This window comes from Thaumasiovibrio clandestinus (assembly GCF_047250365.1).
GTDB lineage: Bacteria > Pseudomonadota > Gammaproteobacteria > Enterobacterales > Vibrionaceae > Thaumasiovibrio.
The window spans coordinates 70,010-88,390 of sequence record NZ_JBLBVL010000001.1; the positions used below are offsets into that span (position 1 = coordinate 70,010).

Here is an 18,381-nt window from a genome sequence, read left to right on the forward strand (position 1 = left end):
CTCAAGAAAGCGTTTGAGAAATGGAGTGCAAACCAAATTAGCGTCGACCGGTACTTAAAAAATGCACCCAATCTTCCCGACCTTGATCTCGTGCCGCCTCGACCGCTTTCGTCACATCATACTTCACTTTGTGAAACGCTATTTTCCAGGTGTTATCGGCGCTTTTTTGCAAGGTGGCATAAGACGCTTTGGCGGAGTAATTTTGCATCGCATGGGGGTATGGCTCATCATCAACATAGGCAGGAAGACCCACACTTCCCGGATTAATCACCAACTGGCCAGTCGACAATTCGACACATCGCGGTATGTGGGTGTGACCACAAAGAATGATGGGAGAAGATACCCCATTTAACCGCGTGATTATCTCACTATCACTACGCACCTCTGGTTTGCCGCTACTGACATCTTCTAAGAGATAGATAAGATCGTCGCTAGGCGTTCCATGGCAAGCGTAAATATCTGGGGTGATTTGCAAATCGAAAGGTAGCTGCTTCATCCACACTAGAGGTGAACCGCCTAAATCATCTAAGATAAACCGCAACGTTGGGTTTGACTCGATATCTGCCTGTGTTGCTGAATAAATCTGGCGATCTTGATTGCCAGAGATGGTTATCGCATCCAATGCTATGAGGTAATCATACGTCTCTCTCGGTGCGATTGGACCATACAATATATCGCCAAGATTAATAAACGAAGTAACCCCTTGCGCTCTTGCGTCATCAACGCAGGCTTTTAGGGCAAAGATATTGCTATGAATATCTGATAATACAGCGAACTTTTGCAATGCACTCTCCTTATGCTCATGCCTCTCACTGTAGCATCTGCTTAACTCGCAAAACAGGGTGTAATCTTGCTATATAAGAGATTTAGGAAAGTAACACCGCATAAAAGGCCCTCGGTTGAGGGCTTTCAATAACAGGCCGCTTAATCCAATAACGAAATTGCGCCATGTGCCGCTGAGTACAATTTCTTCAAGGTAATATCAAATACCCACTTTATAAACTTGGCGTTCAATTTGGTTATTTCAACAACAGATCGCCCTGCGAATGCTAGCATATGTCCCAATAAGCCGATTGTTTGCTCGGTCAACGCTTTAGATGCTGCGGCTACTTTTTCTAGGCTTTGAGCAAGTTTGTCATAGAATGTCAGTCCACTTGATACGCGAGACTGGATAACAATGGCATTATAATGCTGAGGCCCCGCATCTTTTAACAGTGTTGTTAACGCAGCGCTGAGCTTGCCAGCCCAATATTCAGAAAAGGTAACTTGATTTCGGTTTTCAAATCTAAGCCGAACTGGAGTATTCAAGAAATGATTAGAGCGGATGTTCAATGCTGACCAATCTTCTGCCCTTGCAGTATTCACGTATCCTGGTGAGCATTCTGGTCCCATTCCATGGGTGGCAGCATTAATGCCCGTGCTATTATCCAACCGATACTCCCTACCCGAACATGGCGCATGCTGGAAAGGCCAAAGTGGAATTAACGGCACTGGATCTGCACCATGGGTGCAACGAAATATCTTGTCATTCGCAGACTCGGATTTGCGTGAATAACTTTCGTGACCAATACGTGGCGCACCAAACGTATACAGGTTGACCCGCATCGAGAACTCTTCTTTTAACCAATCAGCAATAAGCGATGCAAGCGCCCCACCTAGACTATGGCCGACACAGTGAATTCGCTTTGGCATTGATTTTTGTGATACCAGAAATTGTTTTATCTGCGGACGCAATGTATGAAAGGTATTAATAAAGCCAGCGTGACCTAAAGAGCCATTAGGTGAACCTTTAAGGCCAATATTAAAGTTACTAACCCAATCATTGATTCGTTTTGTTCCTCTAACGGAAATCACCAGTTCATTTTTGTACTTGCCTTTACCAAGCCCTATCAGCGCAAAACCTTCAGTGCGAGAACCAAAGCTTAAATAGCCAAGTATGCCTCCTGTTTTTCCTTCATAGGCTCTTGCTTCTCGATCAAATGAAAAGTATTTTCTAACAGACGACCCGACAATTAATGGCTTACTGCTATTTACAAGTTGATAAGGTATATTTGCTACTATTGATGCTACTTTGGGTGATAAAGTTCCCATTACTCCTCCTCATGATCATCATCGTTAATTGTCTTTTCTATATACCCTTTCAATTCACATATTCCATAAACATTGTATGGAACGCCATTTTCTTTTTCATTTTCGAAATGATACTCATAACGTATTGAGTCTAAATCACAATCTAGATAAGCCATGTTATCGGTAATAAACTGTTTAGGTGTTAAAGTTCCAATATAAGACGCCCATAAGTGCCTTTCATGCCCATTAAAATTCACAACAAGCTCAATCGCTACAACATTGTTATTTAAGACAAACGGCTTGAACCATCGATGCATAATCACTTCGTCAAAACTAAAACGACCGTTGTCATCAGTGAAAGCATTGTGAACAAAGTAACTATCACCATATTCAACATGCAACGTTAACTTCAAATTTGGGTACGGTTCCCCCATCTTGCGGATAACCCCATGTACTTCTGGGCATATTTTATAAGCGTAAGGTTTTAAAAAGTTCAACATCTTGCTATGACTGCCAAATGAAATAAATATAGTAATAAAGCATAATGCTCTTGCGAAAGTAGTCATTAATACAGGCTCAAATATTTTGTAGGTAAATTCTAAATTTAGGCGCACGGCAAACAAGAATGAGGTTTGAATTTTACGTACCACTTACAATGAAAGTGAAATTGACTACCTTGTAACAGCACCACATGGGTATGATTACTCATCACAGCATATGCGCACACCTCAATGGCAAACACCTTCACAAGCATCAACAACTTATCTTCTACCCAACCACGCCGATGCTCGTAGCTCTTCCCACTTTGCGCATCGTAACCACATAAATACGCTCGACGAACACAACGTGACACACAATGGTAATGCGCTGTGTCTTCCAAACTGACTTGTTGCTTACGTGGCTTTGGCATCATTTTCCCTCATTTATAATCACCTGAATCTGTGTAATAAAAGAAAGGAAAGTGAGCCAATAGTATGGGTGTCCAATTAAATTCAATTAAATTCACGGCAGGCTACCACACCTGACCGGGCTCAACTGTTCAACGAGGATCAAACAGCAAAAAACAGTAAAAAACAGTAAAAAACAGTAAAAAACAGTAAAAAACAGTGTGCCATAATCCCTAGAAATCGTCACGCAGAAAGGTGCAGCAGAATATCACGGCCCAACCAACGACAAAGACCCAACCACCAACGCCCACGCCGCCACCACTGGCATAAAATTCGCTCAGACCTTCCCACCCCGGCGGTCGTCTATTGATGTAAAACTCAAGCCATTCATTAACTTCTACATTAAACCAATGTAGTCGCCACAGTCCCCATAAGAAATAAAAACCTGCAATGGAATTAATAACACTTTTTTGCCGCTGCTCATCTGGAAAGAACGCTTCAACAATGACGGAAGCAATGCAGACAAACACAAAGAAACCCACAACCCCCGCGCTCATCCATCCAAACACAGAGGTGGAAGTAAACAGGCGGTAGCGGCCAACATCAAGCCAGCCGAGAGCAAAGACAACCAACCCGGCGCCAGTTAACTGCACAATTTTCTGTAGCATATAGTGACCTTGTTCTTTATTTGGGTAATTGCATCATGCCTAATCATTTTGTTGTGCCCAACCAAACCGCTTAATTAGACACCCATAATAAACTAAAAAGAAAACAACAATATCTCGTGACTCCCACCATGCGAGCCAAGACAAGAAATATCACGCAGGGGAAACATAACGTAAGAAATCAGGCATCAAACTTCGTTGACGAGGGTAAAACGTATGTCATTTTCTACACTGGAAAGGGCTTAACGAATAGAAAGTAAACACAGACTAACAACTAGGAAAAACAACGCTTCGCGGCACCAACCCCCTGCATTCTTTGCATACCGTGGTTGAACTGATATTATTCTATATAATCATCCTTTCCCTGATTATATTTTTCCTGGTAGCCTTTGAGATCACATATTCCATATACCCAATACGGCGCCCCTTCAGGTTTTTCATTTTTAAATCCATAAGCATGTTTATGATTATCCAAATCACATACTAGATCTATAAGGTTATTCACTATAAAACCCTTTGGTTCTAGGGTCCCAATGTAAGATCCCCATAATTGCTTATCTACATCATTGAACAACGTAAATATCCGTATAGCCACAATATTGTTATTCAATACAAAAGGGCGATACCAACGATGTATCACTACTTCACTAAACTCAAACTTTCCATTATCATCCGTAATAGCGTCATAGGTTAAATAAGTTTCACCATACTCTACATCCAACGTCACGATTTGGTTAGGATACGGCTCCCCCATCTTTTTAATGACTCCATGTACCTCTGGGCATATTTTGTAAGCGTAAGGTTTTAAAAAGTTCAACATCTTGCTATGACTGCCAAATGAAATAAATATAGTAATAAAGCATAATGCTCTTGCGAAAGTAGCCATTAATATAGACTCGAATATTTTGTAGGTGAATTCTACATTTAGGCGCACAGCAAACAAGAACGAGGTTTGAATTTTACATATCACTTACAACGAAAATGAAACTGACTATCTTGTAAGTATACATCCAGTATAGCTGTACCCTGCACGCTCGTCATATTAGGTGACAAAAGAGTGATGATAGAAAGAGTAATGTGAAGTTTAAAGAAGAAAAGCTGGATAATGCTAAACACTAGCCAGCCTTTTATTTAATCTTGACCACCCCAGATTACAGAGACGAAACCAACAACAACTAAAATGCTTGCGCTTCAATCCATAGCACTGCGTCTTGAGATAGCTCTTTTCCTTGATATTCAGTGTCAGGCCCTGAGCCAAGGCATGCGAACCCCCATTTTCCCGCCATTGGAATACCGTAGGTAAACATGCCATTGATATCAGTTATAACAACAAGTGATGAGCTTGGCTCATCGCGGTATGTTGATTGACCAAAAGCGTTGTTTTTAGTATCAACATCGGTATTAATAAACTCAACTTCGCACTCAATTCCAGCAGCGGGTTCACCATTTGAGAGCAGTTGGCCGGTAAACGTACTGCCAGCGAATACTTGATACGTTTTATTAAATGGCACGATTTCTGTTTTGAGCCCGACAGGCTCATTCCATCCGGTGTCGAGGCCACCCCGATTAATAATACGTTTAGTCAACTGTTGAATATAGAGACCCTCACCCTCTTCATAATAAGGCGCAGGGACTAAACCAAAAAGATAGTCGCCACTACGTTTTACTTCATAGTTTAATTCAAATGCAGCTGCCTGATTATCTGGCCCAGTCCAAGATATGGGTTTAATGTTGTCAATCAGATCAGTTTTCTCGTCTTTAAATACAACGAAAAGCTCTTCCGGCACCCCCATATCCATGACGTTGGCATTCGCCATTGGGTGAGCAAAAACCAGCTTCATCTCAAGATGTTCAGGTCTAGCCAATTGAGATTTAGGTGTATACATAAGCTGAAAATGGGCGTGAGCAGGCGTAGACAATGCAAGCGCCAACCCGCACGTGGCGTAGAATCCGTTTTTCATTATTTTATTTCCTAACGCATTGGAGGTTATTTTAAATATATCTAAAAATTATTATTCAACGTACTTAATTCATAACTTAATATAATTAGCAAGGTTGCTTAATTAATTGGCCATCGTGTAAGCGATATTCAATTTCGGTTAGCGCTTGGCGAAGCACCTGATCGTGGCTAATCAAAACAATCGGTAACGCTGTTGCTCGAACAATATCCACAAACCGCTGATAATTTTTTTCGTCCAACCCATTGGTGGGTTCATCCAAAAGCAGCACCTCAGGTTTCATTACCAGCACCGTTGCTAGCGACACCAATTTTTTCTGACCACCCGATAAGCGATAACTGACTTGATCGACAAGGTGTTCAATACCCAGTTGCCGTAAAGTGTCGTGTGCCATCACCTCTGCTTCGCTCTGACTGTATCCTTGATTAATCGGCCCAAAACAGACATCTTCCATCACTGTTGGGCAAAACAACTGATCATCCGAGTCTTGGAACAAGTAGCCAATACGTGTGCGGTAGCGGGCAAAGTCTCTTTCAGACTGACAGGTATTCCCAAACAGTTTGATCTCCCCAGAAATGCCCGCAAGTAGCCCTAACATCACTTGAAGCAGAGTGCTTTTCCCACTGCCGTTACAACCAGTAATGGCTACTTTTTGTGAGCCTGTTAAACAAAAATCCAACGACTTTGCGCACACCTGCCCATTGGGGCGCAAATAAGAGACCTTGCTAAGTTCAATGTGCTTTTTCAAAAATGCCCCTAATTAAATGCGCAGCCCTGGCAGAACGTTTGTTACATCAGCCAGCAGAAGGATAAATGAAAACGATAAAACAAAGGTCGCTGATTTATCGAGTAACGGCATTGATTGTGCCGACTTCTGCACGGGAAAGCGTCCCTGATACCCGCGACACTTCATTGCAAACCAAATGCTATCCGCGCGCGTTAACGCCTTAACAAACAGCATACCAAACAGGTAGCCATAGCTTTTCCAGTTATGCAGCATTGGACCGTTGCCGAAACCACGAGCACGCAGGGTCAACTTCAACTTTGATAGCTCTTGCTGCATCACACTGATATAACGTACGGTAAATTGCAGCAGTAAAATAAAGCGCACGGGAACCTTAAAGTAGTGCAGTGCTCGGGCTAACTGAATCTCTGGTAAGCCACTGAACTGGCTCATCATAATGGTGACCGACAATGTGGATTTAACAAAGACCTCTACCGCTTTAAGCAAGCCGACTTCAGACATGGTTAACGGCCCCCAGTTCACCACTTGATCACCCACAAATGAAAACGGCAAAGGCAAGATGGTGAGAATAATCAAACCATCAATCAATAACAGACGTTTAAGCCCCTCTTTCATCCCAACTGGGCTTTGTTGCCATAAATATGCAGCAAGTAATACAAACCCCGCCAGCGATAGCAGAGACGTAGATAATATCAGGCAAAAACTGGTTGTGAGCGCAATAAATATCCGTGTATGGGCCGGTACAGCACTGCTTAGTTGCCGCTCTAGTCCCTGCGATAAAATTAACTCCACGACCGCCTCCGATGCTTATACAATACAAGTAGGCCAAACAGACCAAATATGTAGCCGATTCCACCAAGGATGTCGTGCAAACGAACCTTGGACTCATAACGATCAAGCTGCTCGCGCAATGGACGAATGGCCCTTGCCAGTGCAGCTTGCAATTGCTCTTCGCTAACCATTGCTGCTGAATCTAGACTTGCGCCAACACTGTTATCTGCGGCTTGCAGGGTATTATCAGCCAGAGTTTTGGCATCGTTAGGAAAATCGTTTCGTGAAACCTCGTATGTCGCCACATGTCCTTGTCCAACATCTGCACGCACTTGATAGTCTTTAGCAATTACTGCTTCAAAGACAAACCAGCCGTCTTCATCGGTGACAAGAGTAGCGATAACCTTGCCCTCAGCAAGCAATTCCACTGGCGCACCTGCAGCGGTTGGGTTACTTCCTCCGACGTAATAGAGCTCGCCTTCTAGATTATCTCCCTCGACGTAGACGGACATTCGCAAATTATGAGCAAAAGCAAAGCTACTGACACCACACAAGATAATGAATAGCGATAACAGTTTCGACATCTTCGTTTTTTCCATCTCTACACCTCTAATTTAGATCTTGGCACCACGAGATCAGGGCGAATTTTGAATAACAACCGAAATAGATATGCGCAGATAAAGCCTTCAACAAGCGCAACAGGTGTATGGGCGACGATCACTAAAGAGGCGCTGTTAAAAAAGACATCCCCAGAGAGCGTAAGTGACAACGCAACAAATAGACTGGTGAGAAACACCGCGCCAAACCCAGAGATAAAACCGACTATTGCTGGCGACCATCGGTGCATGTAAGGCTTTAGAGCAAGACCAATGATCACCGCGGGCAGCGCAATATTCACGGCGTTAACCCCTAAAACGATTAATCCGCCGAATCCAAAAAAGACAGCCTGTAAGATCAAGCCTATCAATATGATTGGGAATGCACTCCAGCCCAATAGCAAACCTATCAATCCATTAAAAATCAGATGAACACTGGAAGGGCCGACAGGGATATGCACCAAAGATGCCACAAAAAAACAAGCGCTCATTACTGCAGCTTGAGGGATTTTACTGTCAGTCAGTTGACGTAAGCCCATATAACACCCCGCGACGGCAACAACGGTACTCGCGGCTAAAACTGGGAGACTCATTACCCCATCAACAATATGCATAACATCCCTTTAAACTAAAAACTTACATTGCACCCAATAGAAATAGATAACAGCCCACTTCAGATATTTGTTGCACCGCGCCCAACGCGTCTCCCGTATAACCACCAACTTGTTTCACCAACCACCTTGCCAAAAGCCAACGTAGACAGAGCAACGTAATGACTAACCCTATCGCCATTGACCAGGTAGGCAATAGCAATAGCGTTGCTATGGTGACTATCAACAAGGTATAGCGATCCCCTTTCGCACTCGGGCTACGAGACACTTTTAGCTTTGAAACGTCACTTTGTTGTACATAGCTATGGGTATGAATAAAACTAACAGCCATTGTTCGGCTTAAGCCATGGGCGATCACCAAGCTGATGACAACCTGGTCTAACGCAATCAAGGTGGTAAACTTTAATAGCAATATCATAATCATCCCTAACAAGGCGTAGGCCCCGACTCGAGAATCCTTCATAATTTCAAGCTTACGCTCGGGGGTAAAACCGCCACCAAAGCCATCACAAGTATCAGCGAAACCATCTTCATGAAATGCACCTGATAAGGTGATACTGGCAATCATCGACAACACAACGGCCACATCCACTGTCCACCACAATGCCCCGAAATAAAAGACGGCGCCTGTCAGTACGCCCACCAGCAAACCAACCAGTCCGGCATATTTATACGACTCATTTTTCCGCGCTTCACTGTAAGGCACGTTGTGAGGGACAGGCAGACGTGTAAAGATCGTTAACGCCAACAAATAGACCTGCCACTCACGAATCAACTTTTCTCTCATTCCGTTCTCATTGGGTTGTAGTTGAATTCACAACTTGTTGTTAAACACTCGGCCAAATCACTTCTGGCCACAGTTTGTTGTTCTCATCTCGATAAACTGAAATCGTCACGCGAGAGCCATAAGCGATATTAAGCCTTTGTAAATACGCGCCATTTCTAGGCATATCCAGTATCTGCCGTAAAACTTGCTTAATCACGCCACCATGTGTGACCAATAATACGGTTTTGCCTTGATGAACATCGAGAAGGCACTGCCAGGCTTCTGAAATACGCTGATCAAAATCGTGCAAACTCTCCCCATTCGGTGGCGTGGTTTGCCAAGGGTTTTCCCAAAACGCCATCAAACGCTGTTGATCGCTCTCCCACACCGCTTGCTTTTCTTTGCCATCCCACGCACCAAAGTTCAGCTCCTGAAAGCCTGAATCTTGGATCAATTCAACCCCGTGGTCTGAAGCAAATTCCTGTGCAAAATGGCGACAGCGCACTCTCGGAGAGGTAATAACAGTGTCAACTGAATCCAATTCCGCAACCGCATTTTGCATCTGCTGCATCCCCTGCTCGGTTAGTGCAAACTCTGTGCGTCCACGAAAACAGTGCTCCCCCTCTGGCAAGCCATGTCGTAACATTTCAATGCGCGTGACGAGTGAAATTGGCTTATTGGTCATTGCGTTACTCTCTTGTTAGCATCAACAATATTGGAAAAGTCATGCACAATAGGGGTCGAGTTTCGTTCAATACCTTTACCAACATGCCAAGAAGGAGTCCCTGCTAATAGGTTTTGGCAGGCTCTGATCCACTCACCATGAGAGATCACCACAATATCCCTATCTAATTTCCCTGTGCACACATCATCTAAAAAACTGAGGATTCTATCTTCAAACACCTGTTCTAACTCCACACCAAAACGCCCCCCGAGTGGCTGAAGATAACGCTGGTGATAGGCCCGCCATAGCGCCGAGGAGCCTTCATGGCTATATTGGTCTACACCATCCAATACCGCTCGGATCTCGCTAATCTTGCCCTCTGCTATCGCCTTACCTTCTACACCCTTTTCTTCTTCAATTACGTTGCCATCTTCAATTTCCTTGCCTTCCAAGACACCAAAGCCTCGCTCTCGCAAACGCTGATCTAGACGAAAACCGGTGAGATATCGCGTCGCGATAATTTCCGCGCTTTGGATAGCACGCCCAAGGTCACTACATATCACTATTGGGTTTGTGAGGGTTGGCAACGGCATGGTCATCAACTGCAGCTGCGCATATTGGGTCAGCTCGCTGTCTTGCCAGCCTTGTAAGCGCTGCTCTCGGTTCCATCGTGTTTGACCGTGGCGAATCAAAACCAGCTTCACACTGCGCCCTCAAGTAGCTTTTGATTTGGCGTGTCAACAAATGACACTTCTCCACGAAATAGCCTTGATACAAGGCGTGGATTGGATGGAAAATACCAATGCACATACGACGCAACAACACTATTTCGCCCCCACACCGGATCCAACCGTTTTCCCCGTTGTGACTCTGGATAGCACACCTCGTTTTCTTGCGATTTCGTCGTCGAATAGTGGAAAGTATGCCCGCGGAGCGTTTGAGCAGGCACCAACTCTCCTTCAACAAGCCCTAACGCAGCCAAGCGTGACTGCATCACTGAATCTGCATTAAGCACACCACACATTTGCGCCTCGTTACCATCAACGTCAGTCAAAGTTCGATTGAGGTAAAGCATACCGCCACACTCCGCAATTACAGGTTTATCGCACTCTACATGATGACGAATTTGCTGCTTTAGTCTGTCATTTTTACTCAGCGCCTCGACATGAAGTTCTGGATAGCCACCAGGTAAATAAAGCGCATCACATTGAGGTAACTCGTCACCGTCAAGTGGTGAAAAGTAACGAAGTTGTGCCCCCATCTGTACTAACAAATCAATATTGGCTTGGTAGATAAAACTAAATGCTTGGTCTTTTGCGATAGCAATTTTGACATGACGTAAGCTTTGCACGGGTTCAAGTTCAGTGGCTACCGTTAACTCAAAGTTGACCATTGGAGGAAGCGCAATGTCGCCACTGTTGGCTATCAAACTTGCGGCATGATCCAGTCTCTCCTCAATATCAGCGAGTTCTTGCGCCTGCACTAACCCAAGGTGACGCTCGGGCAGCGTCATCTGTAAATCCTTGGGCAAATATCCAAAATATTTAAGAGACGATGGTAACGAGGCTTTTAGCATTTCAGAGTGCCCTTCAGAGCCAACGCGATTGGCAAAGACACCATACATTTCAATATCTTGCCTAAAGCTTGCTAAACCGTGCGCTATCGCACCAAATGTTTGCGCCATTTTACCGGCATCGATCACGGCCAAGACGGGAATACCCAAAGCAGCAGCGATATCTGCACTGGAACACTTGCCATCAAACATTCCCATTACGCCCTCAATTAAAATCAAGTCCGCTTCTTGAGCCGCTTGCCCCACTAACTGTTTGCAATGGCGCTCGCCACACATCCAAAAGTCGAGCTGATAAACGGGGTGTTTCGATGCTAACGCGAGGAAAGCCGGATCGATAAAATCTGGCCCTGTTTTAAACACACGGACCTTTTTACCCAAGTTGGTAAAATATCGGGCAATGGCAGCGACAATCGTCGTTTTTCCGCTCCCTGAACTCGGCGCGGCTACCACTAGTGCCGGACAGCTAACTCGCACCATTAAGCGGACTCCTCAAGATCTGGCCATAATTTGTTAAGATCTAAGTGTGCTTCAAGCATGTCTGCGACACGGTCAATGCCCTCTTCTCGCAGCTGCGCAAAATCAACGCCTTGTGCTTGCTCCAAACCGGCCCATTTTAAAATTGCGCCACAAGCCTCGGTAGATTCAAAGATACCGTGCAAATAGGAGCCAAATACCTGATTATCAAACCCTACTGCGCCATCAGCTCCAGTCTCTAGCTGTACTGGAGCCTGTTGCGACACGCCCTGTGTTACACCGGCATGAATTTCGTAGCCAAATACCTTTACGCTCTCTTGCCCTGGCATGGTTAAATGGCCTTTGCTGTGCTTTAGCTGCTTACTACTGCGTAATTCAGTCGTTAGTGGTAAATAGCCAAGGCCTTTACTTTCACCACTCGGCCCTTCAATGCCGAGAGGATCGGCAATAAGTTCACCGAGCATCTGGTAACCACCACAAATGCCCATGATTTTGCCGCCTAAACGTAAGTGACGCTCAATCTGTTTATCCCAGCCTTGTTCACGAATAAACGCCAAATCACTACGGACACTTTTTGAACCTGGCAAAATGATTAAATCTGCTGCGGGTAAAGGTTGGTTTTTCTTGGCAAACACCAAGTCGACATTTGGGTGCATACGCAGGGGATCAAAATCGGTGTGATTACTGATACGCTGAACCACAGGCACAACGACTTTAAGCTGCAGTTCATCACTATTTAACTGGCTCACATTGATGGCATCTTCTGCCTCAAGCATTAAACCATGCAAGTATGGCAGTACCCCTAGCACTGGCTTACCTGTTTTGTTCTCTAGCCATTCCAGCCCACTCTCCAGTAGCGCGACATCACCACGAAAACGGTTAATCACAAAACCCGCAACACGGTCTTGCTCTGACTGACTCAATAATGCCAAGGTGCCATATAGGTGAGCAAAAACACCACCGCGATCAATATCAGCGACGATAATCACTGGAATATCGACTTCTTCAGCAAAGCCCATGTTGGCAATATCATGATCACGCAGATTAATTTCAGCGGGACTACCCGCTCCTTCGATAATCACCGCTTGGTACTGCTGTTGCAAACGCTCAAATGATTCCACTGCATACTTCATGACTTTTGGCTTGAATGCATGATAAGAGCGAGCATCCATATCTTGCAGTGCCTTTCCCTGTACAATCACCTGCGCACCAATATCGGTGTTGGGCTTGAGTAATATGGGGTTCATGTCTGTGGTGGGTTCAATGCCACAGGCAAAAGCTTGTACGGCTTGTGCTCGTCCTATTTCACCGCCATCTTTAGTCACTGCGCTATTCAGTGCCATATTTTGTGGTTTAAAGGGTGCAACGCTGATCCCTTTTCGAGCCAATACACGGCACAAACCCGCCGCTAAAACACTTTTACCTGCATCCGACGTGGTTCCTTGTACCATTAATGCCTTCAATGTTGAGTACATCTTGTTCTCCTTATTGGCTCAACCCTTAGGCCAGAGCATCTGATGGTTGTGCCGGGCAAGCATTTGAAGCGTCTAGCGTTAGCGTATTATCACGCGTCTCGATCCAAGGAGAGACCGCTGCATCAAGGCAGTTAATGATCTCTTGTTGCGACAGCCCGTGATTTTCCGCGAACGTTAAACAACCTCCGAGCCCACAGCCTTCTACGACATAGCCGCGTTCGTACATGCGTATCGCATCAAATTTAGAAAGGGTGAAATCGGTTTTGTGCGTCAAGAGTGACGCGTAATGTGAGAGGTGCTTACCTACTAAGCACGCATCGTCTGATTCCATCACCCAACGTGTTGTTGCGATTTCTACGTGCTTATCACTGAGTTTCGATTGCATGGCTACAACGGCAGCAAACATCATCGCACCACCAGCAAGATTGAGTGATGCTATGTCACTACCGAGCAAACGACACACAGCACGTTGAACGGGATCGGAACATTCGAGATCGCCAACATATGCCTCAACATCACAGGCTTTACCTGCCGTTTTTGTCCATAGCTTTTCAAGTAATTGGGATTTTACCGCTAATTTTTTAGTGTCTTGAGTGCTTCCTGCAAACCACAACGCCGGCTCAATCCAGCGTCGCAGCCACAGCGTCGCAAACGTCGTACCACCAATGCCAGACTCGGCAATAATGTGTTCTTCGCCTGCCAGTTTTTGACGTTTTAACTCTGGCAGGAGGGAGTTGTCGATCAAGGTTGCTTCCTCGCCCACATTACAGTGGTGTGTGACCACCTCATCCACACCAGCATCAGTAAAATCGGGGCGACTATCAAGGCCAAGCTGGTAGCAATGTACGCGAATCTTAAAGCCTCTATCTTGCAGCGCACGAAATAGCCCATGTACAAGAATCGCTGGTGTCACCGAACCATTTCCCACGACCGGGGAGGGAAGATATTGCCCATTTAATCGCGTATTCGCCCTACCGCACACGATCAGTTCAGTATCTCGTGTTGGGTGCAGCTGCATTAAGCCCTCACCTGCACCGGCATCACTAATTTGATGCAGGTTTGCAACTGGGGCGACTGAATTTAAAGTGATGTAGTTTAGCCACGTCATGATAGCTCTCCCTTCAGTCGCAATGGCAATCCAGCGGTCACTAAAGTGACCTTTGACGCTTGTTTGGCGATGGCTTGATGCAACCAACCAGCCTCGTCCACAAATTGCCGCGTCTCTTTGCCCATTGGCACTACCCCACACCCCACTTCATTACTGACAAGCAACACCTGACCGGGCAATGAAGCCAACACATCAAGAAGCTCTTGCTTTATTTCTGTCCAGTCTCGTTCTGTCTGTCTAAACAGACTATTACTCAGCCACAATGTGAGGCAGTCGACTAAGATGCAATTGTTCTCCCGGCTATGCGCAGTGAGCGCTTTGGCAAGCTCAAATGGCTCTTCTATAACAGCCCAGTCATGCGGTCGCTGCGCTTGGTGCAACATGACTCGCTGCGCCATTTCGTCATCTCTCACCTCAGATGTCGCAATATAAACCACCGTTTTCCCAGATGACTTAGCGATCTGTTCCGCGTAACTGCTTTTTCCTGAGCGAGCACCGCCGAGTACCAGCTCAAGCGTATTTTGATTAGTACTCACACGCCGCCTCCTGTGCTGGTTTTGCCCGTTGTGGTGCTATGTCTGATAACGCAGCTTCAAGCTTTTGCCACTGCCATTGAGCTTCTGGTAGGCCAAAACGCAGGGCATTTTTTTCATCGCACAATCGGCAATGAATGTGGGCTTCACACAGCTGGCGATAAATAGATGGTGCGTTATCTAGATAAACAGTAATAAACAGGTCGGTTGACGCGGTTTCTGCATTAAGCGATTGTTCGAGAAGTAACGTCAAACGCGCCATATGCTTAGCGATTTTGTGGCGGGTATTAATTTGCCACTGCGTATCCTGAAGCGCACTTTTCACCACCCATCGAGATGGTCCAGCCACCGCCCAAGGACCCAACACTTCGCTAAGTTGATGTAAAAGAACATGATCTGCAAAAACGAACCCTACGCGAGAACCTGCCAGACCAAAAAATTTTCCTACCGACCTCAAGACAATTAAGTGTTGTGGAAAGGTGTCCTTGTCCAATAATGAGGCTTCGGGCGTGCAATCCATGAACGCTTCATCCACAACAAGGTAGCCTTGCTTCGTACTGAGTTGTGCGTGGATTTGTCTAAGTTGATCAACACGGTGTAGCTTTCCAGTGGGATTATTCGGGTTGATAACCACAACCACATCGCTCTGTTCTATCTGGGCTTGTGACGGTAAATCGTCATAAAAATCTACTCCCCACCGTTGACCGTTCAAAGCAAAACTCTGCCATGCATGTTGATGCTCTTTGTAACCAACTCGCGGCAGACAGACACGACCACAGTGGCCCAAAACCTGCGTGAGCAATTTGGGTAATTGCATAATGGCCGCTTGAGAACCCGCAACAGCCAGCGGCTCAACCGCCGTACCGTAATAACCTTGAGCTGCAGACTCTAATCCATCGTTATCTTGAGGTAGACGATTCCATACATGTGTGGGAATAGCCGGGACTGGGTAAGTAAATGGGCTAACACCCGTAGAGAGATCTAACCATTGGTCAATATTTCCACCATAAGTGGATATCGCTGCAAGTAAATTACCGCCGTGATGAATTCCCATTCTCAACGCCCCATCAGTATGAAAAATAGCCCACTGGCGATAAGCCAAATAATGCCAACAGCAATGCTACCGCGCGTCACCAAACAATTCGCTTGTACGATAACGTCTGCTTTAGCGACTTCCCCTCTCCCCATTGGCGCTTTGTCGTGCAATACATTGTGATAATAGGTCGGCCCACCAATTTGAATGCCCAACGCCCCTGCACCGGCTGTCATGACAACACCACCATTAGGGCTAGAGCACTGTTTTGCTTGGGTTTGCCAGCAATGTATGGCGTTTTTGAACTGCCCTTGCAGGGCATACACGCAGGCGGTAATTCGGGCGGGCACCCAACCTAAAACATCATCTGTTTTGGCGCTAAAGAACCCAAAATGACGATATTTATCATTCTTGTAACCCCACATTGCATCAAGGGTATTGGCTAAGCGAAACATGACCGCCCCCGGCGCCCCCAAAACAACGAACCAAAACAGAGGCGCGAAAACGGCGTCGTTGCCATTCTCTAAAACCGACTCTATCGCCGACGATGCAATCTCGGCTTCGCCCATTTTGTCGGTATTACGACTGACAATCATGGATACCGCATAGCGTGCTTGGCTTATGTCGCCTTTGGACAGAGGCTGATAAATTCGCTCGGAATGTTCGACCAAACTGCGCCCACCCAGCGTGAAATACAAAATAAAGGTATTAACGATGAACGCGAGTAAGGCGGAGACCTCCGCTATCGCGAAAACGCCAAGAGCGACAAATATGGTTAATGGCACCACCGTTAATAGCCAAGCCACTAAACCCTGAATTTTCACGCGGCGAGCACTGTTTGAATGCCGTAAACTGTCTTGGCGAATTCGCTTTTCCACATATCGAACAAGTCGCCCGAAACCAACCAGCGGATGAAATCGCGCTGGCTCACCCAACACTTTGTCCAGCAAAACCGCTGCGACAACAGAGAGAGCCCCTGCGATAAAATAATCACGCAATAGGTGGTTTGCATAAGAAAGGCTCAATTCACCAAGAAGCTCAATCAACATACGCCCCCTTTTCTAAAGAGCCGACTAACTCACCCTGTAAAAACCACGGTGAGGATGTGTTTAGATCATTGATGTTATTGCGCATCGCCCACGTTTGCACATCTTGATTTAGAGCCACAAACTGTGTGTGTTGCAGCGCTGTTGGTTGCTGTTGCTTGACCGTGTCAAACAGTGCGGTATTGCTAACTAACACCCAGGCAATGTCTGGCAACGTAAAGCGAGGTAACGAAGCGCTATATTCTCCAATTACCAACATATCACGCTTGCCACCCGCAACATCGTGCTTACCACTGGCACTGTCGTGGTTAGCGCTAAAATCAGCACGTGCTGTAAGTATTTTCGCATTGTCATTAAGAGGTTCGCTTTGAATACCGACGTTACGCATCGCGTCCTTAACCATTGGATCAGCACTACCAAGTGGCATCATGAAACGGCGAACATCGAAATTGTGTCTATCCAACGCATGCCACCACGCCTTAAAGGCCGCAAGATCATAGAAATTAAGCGCTGCTTCCTTGGTTAATTCATTTAGCGTGTTCAAATCGATGCTTGACTGCACATGTGAGGGGGAAATAGAAATGACCTCCGCACCTAAATCACGCAGAGCGGTGAGATGTTCATAATCACCACAGACGAGAACCTTACTGCCTGACAAGGGCAAATGTTTGCGCCAATCAAAATCATTGGCTTGTGTCACTACCTCACCAGCAATGACCAAAGCTGGGCCAATATACCCGCGCTGCTCCACAATACCTGCAATGGTGTTTACCGTGCCGGCAATGCATTGATGATTAGCACTGGTCGCCGAACTGATCACGGCAATGGGTAGATCGGGGCTAACTCCGCTGTCCATCATGTACTGGGTATGCTCAGCCAGTTTTTTGGCTCCCATATACAGCACTAAAGTGCCGCTTTTATTGCCATTGCTCACCCAATCTTCGAGCGCATGGGTATTACGGTGACCACTGACAAAGGTAACACTAGAGGCAACACCCGCACTCGTCAGCGGGAAACCGGAATAAGAAGCCGCACCTAATGCTGCGGTAATTCCTGGCACGATTTCATAGGCGATGCCTAGCTGATTTAAATCACGGCACTCTTCTGTCGTGCGACCAAAAATACAAGGGTCTCCAGCTTTCAAACGCGCAACGCGTTTACCCGCTAACGCAAAATCAAGCACCTCTGGGTGCATGCCATAATCAATATGTGTTCCTTGATAGCCTAAATAACCCACTTCATGCAGTGCCACTGACTCTGGCACTATCGCTAAAATTGCCGCACTCACCAGTTTGTCATAACAAACAACATCACATTCGCTCAACAGCTGCTTAGCGCGACAGGTCAATAAGCCTGGGTCGCCAGGACCTGCGCCTATCAAATACACCTTTCCTTGGTTCATCGTC

General features: G+C 45.9%; 21 protein-coding genes. All 21 read right to left on the reverse strand.

From position 1 onward, the window contains the following. Positions 1–37: 37 nt before the first annotated feature. Positions 38–784, reverse strand: a complete 747-nt coding sequence (locus ACKLNH_RS00330) for a metallophosphoesterase family protein (RefSeq protein WP_413110248.1) — start codon at positions 782–784, stop codon at positions 38–40. Positions 785–924: 140 nt separating this feature from the next. Then, complete coding sequence (locus ACKLNH_RS00335) at positions 925–2,091, reverse strand: lipase family protein (RefSeq protein WP_413110249.1); 1,167 nt, start codon at positions 2,089–2,091, stop codon at positions 925–927. Beyond that, a complete protein-coding gene (locus tag ACKLNH_RS00340; protein WP_413110250.1) occupies positions 2,091–2,636 on the reverse strand; it encodes a DUF6795 domain-containing protein in 546 nt (181 codons plus the stop codon). Before ACKLNH_RS00340 ends, ACKLNH_RS00335 begins: the two co-directional genes overlap by 1 nt. Positions 2,637–2,674: 38 nt before the next feature. After that, positions 2,675–2,983 carry a hypothetical protein gene (locus ACKLNH_RS00345; RefSeq protein ID WP_413110251.1) on the reverse strand — a complete coding sequence of 103 codons (309 nt, stop codon included), beginning with the start codon at positions 2,981–2,983 and terminating at the stop codon, positions 2,675–2,677. Between the two features lie 207 nt (positions 2,984–3,190). Further along, positions 3,191–3,625, reverse strand: a complete 435-nt coding sequence (locus ACKLNH_RS00350) for a hypothetical protein (protein WP_413110252.1) — start codon at positions 3,623–3,625, stop codon at positions 3,191–3,193. A gap of 337 nt (positions 3,626–3,962) precedes the next feature. Continuing rightward, on the reverse strand, positions 3,963–4,508 hold the full coding sequence (locus ACKLNH_RS00355) for a DUF6795 domain-containing protein (protein WP_413110253.1): 546 nt from the start codon (positions 4,506–4,508) through the stop codon (positions 3,963–3,965). A gap of 289 nt (positions 4,509–4,797) precedes the next feature. Beyond that, positions 4,798–5,583, reverse strand: a complete 786-nt coding sequence (locus ACKLNH_RS00360; protein WP_413110254.1) for a DUF4198 domain-containing protein — start codon at positions 5,581–5,583, stop codon at positions 4,798–4,800. A gap of 85 nt (positions 5,584–5,668) precedes the next feature. Next, positions 5,669–6,328: an energy-coupling factor ABC transporter ATP-binding protein gene (locus tag ACKLNH_RS00365; protein WP_413110255.1), complete on the reverse strand. Its 660-nt coding sequence runs from the start codon at positions 6,326–6,328 to the stop codon at positions 5,669–5,671. 12 nt (positions 6,329–6,340) lie between these two features. Next, a complete protein-coding gene (locus ACKLNH_RS00370) occupies positions 6,341–7,117 on the reverse strand; it encodes an energy-coupling factor transporter transmembrane component T family protein (RefSeq protein WP_413110256.1) in 777 nt (258 codons plus the stop codon). Further along, positions 7,108–7,695 carry a hypothetical protein gene (locus ACKLNH_RS00375; RefSeq protein WP_413110257.1) on the reverse strand — a complete coding sequence of 196 codons (588 nt, stop codon included), beginning with the start codon at positions 7,693–7,695 and terminating at the stop codon, positions 7,108–7,110. Before ACKLNH_RS00375 ends, ACKLNH_RS00370 begins: the two co-directional genes overlap by 10 nt. 2 nt (positions 7,696–7,697) lie before the next feature. After that, positions 7,698–8,306 (reverse strand): cobalt transporter CbiM, encoded by a 609-nt coding sequence (gene cbiM, locus ACKLNH_RS00380; RefSeq protein WP_413110258.1) that lies wholly within the window; start codon positions 8,304–8,306, stop codon positions 7,698–7,700. A gap of 22 nt (positions 8,307–8,328) precedes the next feature. Next, complete coding sequence (locus tag ACKLNH_RS00385) at positions 8,329–9,090, reverse strand: adenosylcobinamide-GDP ribazoletransferase (RefSeq protein WP_413110259.1); 762 nt, start codon at positions 9,088–9,090, stop codon at positions 8,329–8,331. A gap of 40 nt (positions 9,091–9,130) precedes the next feature. Then, the gene (locus tag ACKLNH_RS00390; protein ID WP_413110260.1) at positions 9,131–9,754 is read right to left on the reverse strand and encodes a histidine phosphatase family protein; all 624 of its coding nucleotides are present in this window, start codon (positions 9,752–9,754) and stop codon (positions 9,131–9,133) included. Then, positions 9,751–10,437 (reverse strand): histidine phosphatase family protein, encoded by a 687-nt coding sequence (locus ACKLNH_RS00395; RefSeq protein ID WP_413110261.1) that lies wholly within the window; start codon positions 10,435–10,437, stop codon positions 9,751–9,753. Before ACKLNH_RS00395 ends, ACKLNH_RS00390 begins: the two co-directional genes overlap by 4 nt. Beyond that, positions 10,434–11,783, reverse strand: coding sequence for a cobyrinic acid a,c-diamide synthase CobB (locus ACKLNH_RS00400; protein WP_413110262.1), 1,350 nt, complete (start codon positions 11,781–11,783; stop codon positions 10,434–10,436). The genes ACKLNH_RS00395 and ACKLNH_RS00400 overlap by 4 nt, the downstream gene beginning before the upstream one ends. After that, entirely contained in the window at positions 11,783–13,255 is a 1,473-nt protein-coding gene (locus ACKLNH_RS00405) for a cobyric acid synthase (RefSeq protein ID WP_413110263.1), read from the reverse strand. The genes ACKLNH_RS00400 and ACKLNH_RS00405 overlap by 1 nt, the downstream gene beginning before the upstream one ends. Before the next feature lie 25 nt (positions 13,256–13,280). Continuing rightward, positions 13,281–14,363, reverse strand: coding sequence for a nicotinate-nucleotide--dimethylbenzimidazole phosphoribosyltransferase family protein (locus tag ACKLNH_RS00410; RefSeq protein WP_413110264.1), 1,083 nt, complete (start codon positions 14,361–14,363; stop codon positions 13,281–13,283). Then, complete coding sequence (cobU, locus tag ACKLNH_RS00415) at positions 14,360–14,899, reverse strand: bifunctional adenosylcobinamide kinase/adenosylcobinamide-phosphate guanylyltransferase (RefSeq protein WP_413110265.1); 540 nt, start codon at positions 14,897–14,899, stop codon at positions 14,360–14,362. Before cobU ends, ACKLNH_RS00410 begins: the two co-directional genes overlap by 4 nt. Beyond that, complete coding sequence (cobD, locus tag ACKLNH_RS00420) at positions 14,889–15,950, reverse strand: threonine-phosphate decarboxylase CobD (protein WP_413110266.1); 1,062 nt, start codon at positions 15,948–15,950, stop codon at positions 14,889–14,891. Before cobD ends, cobU begins: the two co-directional genes overlap by 11 nt. Positions 15,951–15,952: 2 nt before the next feature. Further along, a complete protein-coding gene (cbiB, locus tag ACKLNH_RS00425; RefSeq protein WP_413110267.1) occupies positions 15,953–16,978 on the reverse strand; it encodes an adenosylcobinamide-phosphate synthase CbiB in 1,026 nt (341 codons plus the stop codon). After that, entirely contained in the window at positions 16,968–18,377 is a 1,410-nt protein-coding gene (gene cobA, locus ACKLNH_RS00430; RefSeq protein WP_413110268.1) for a uroporphyrinogen-III C-methyltransferase, read from the reverse strand. The genes cbiB and cobA overlap by 11 nt, the downstream gene beginning before the upstream one ends. Positions 18,378–18,381 lie beyond the last annotated feature (4 nt).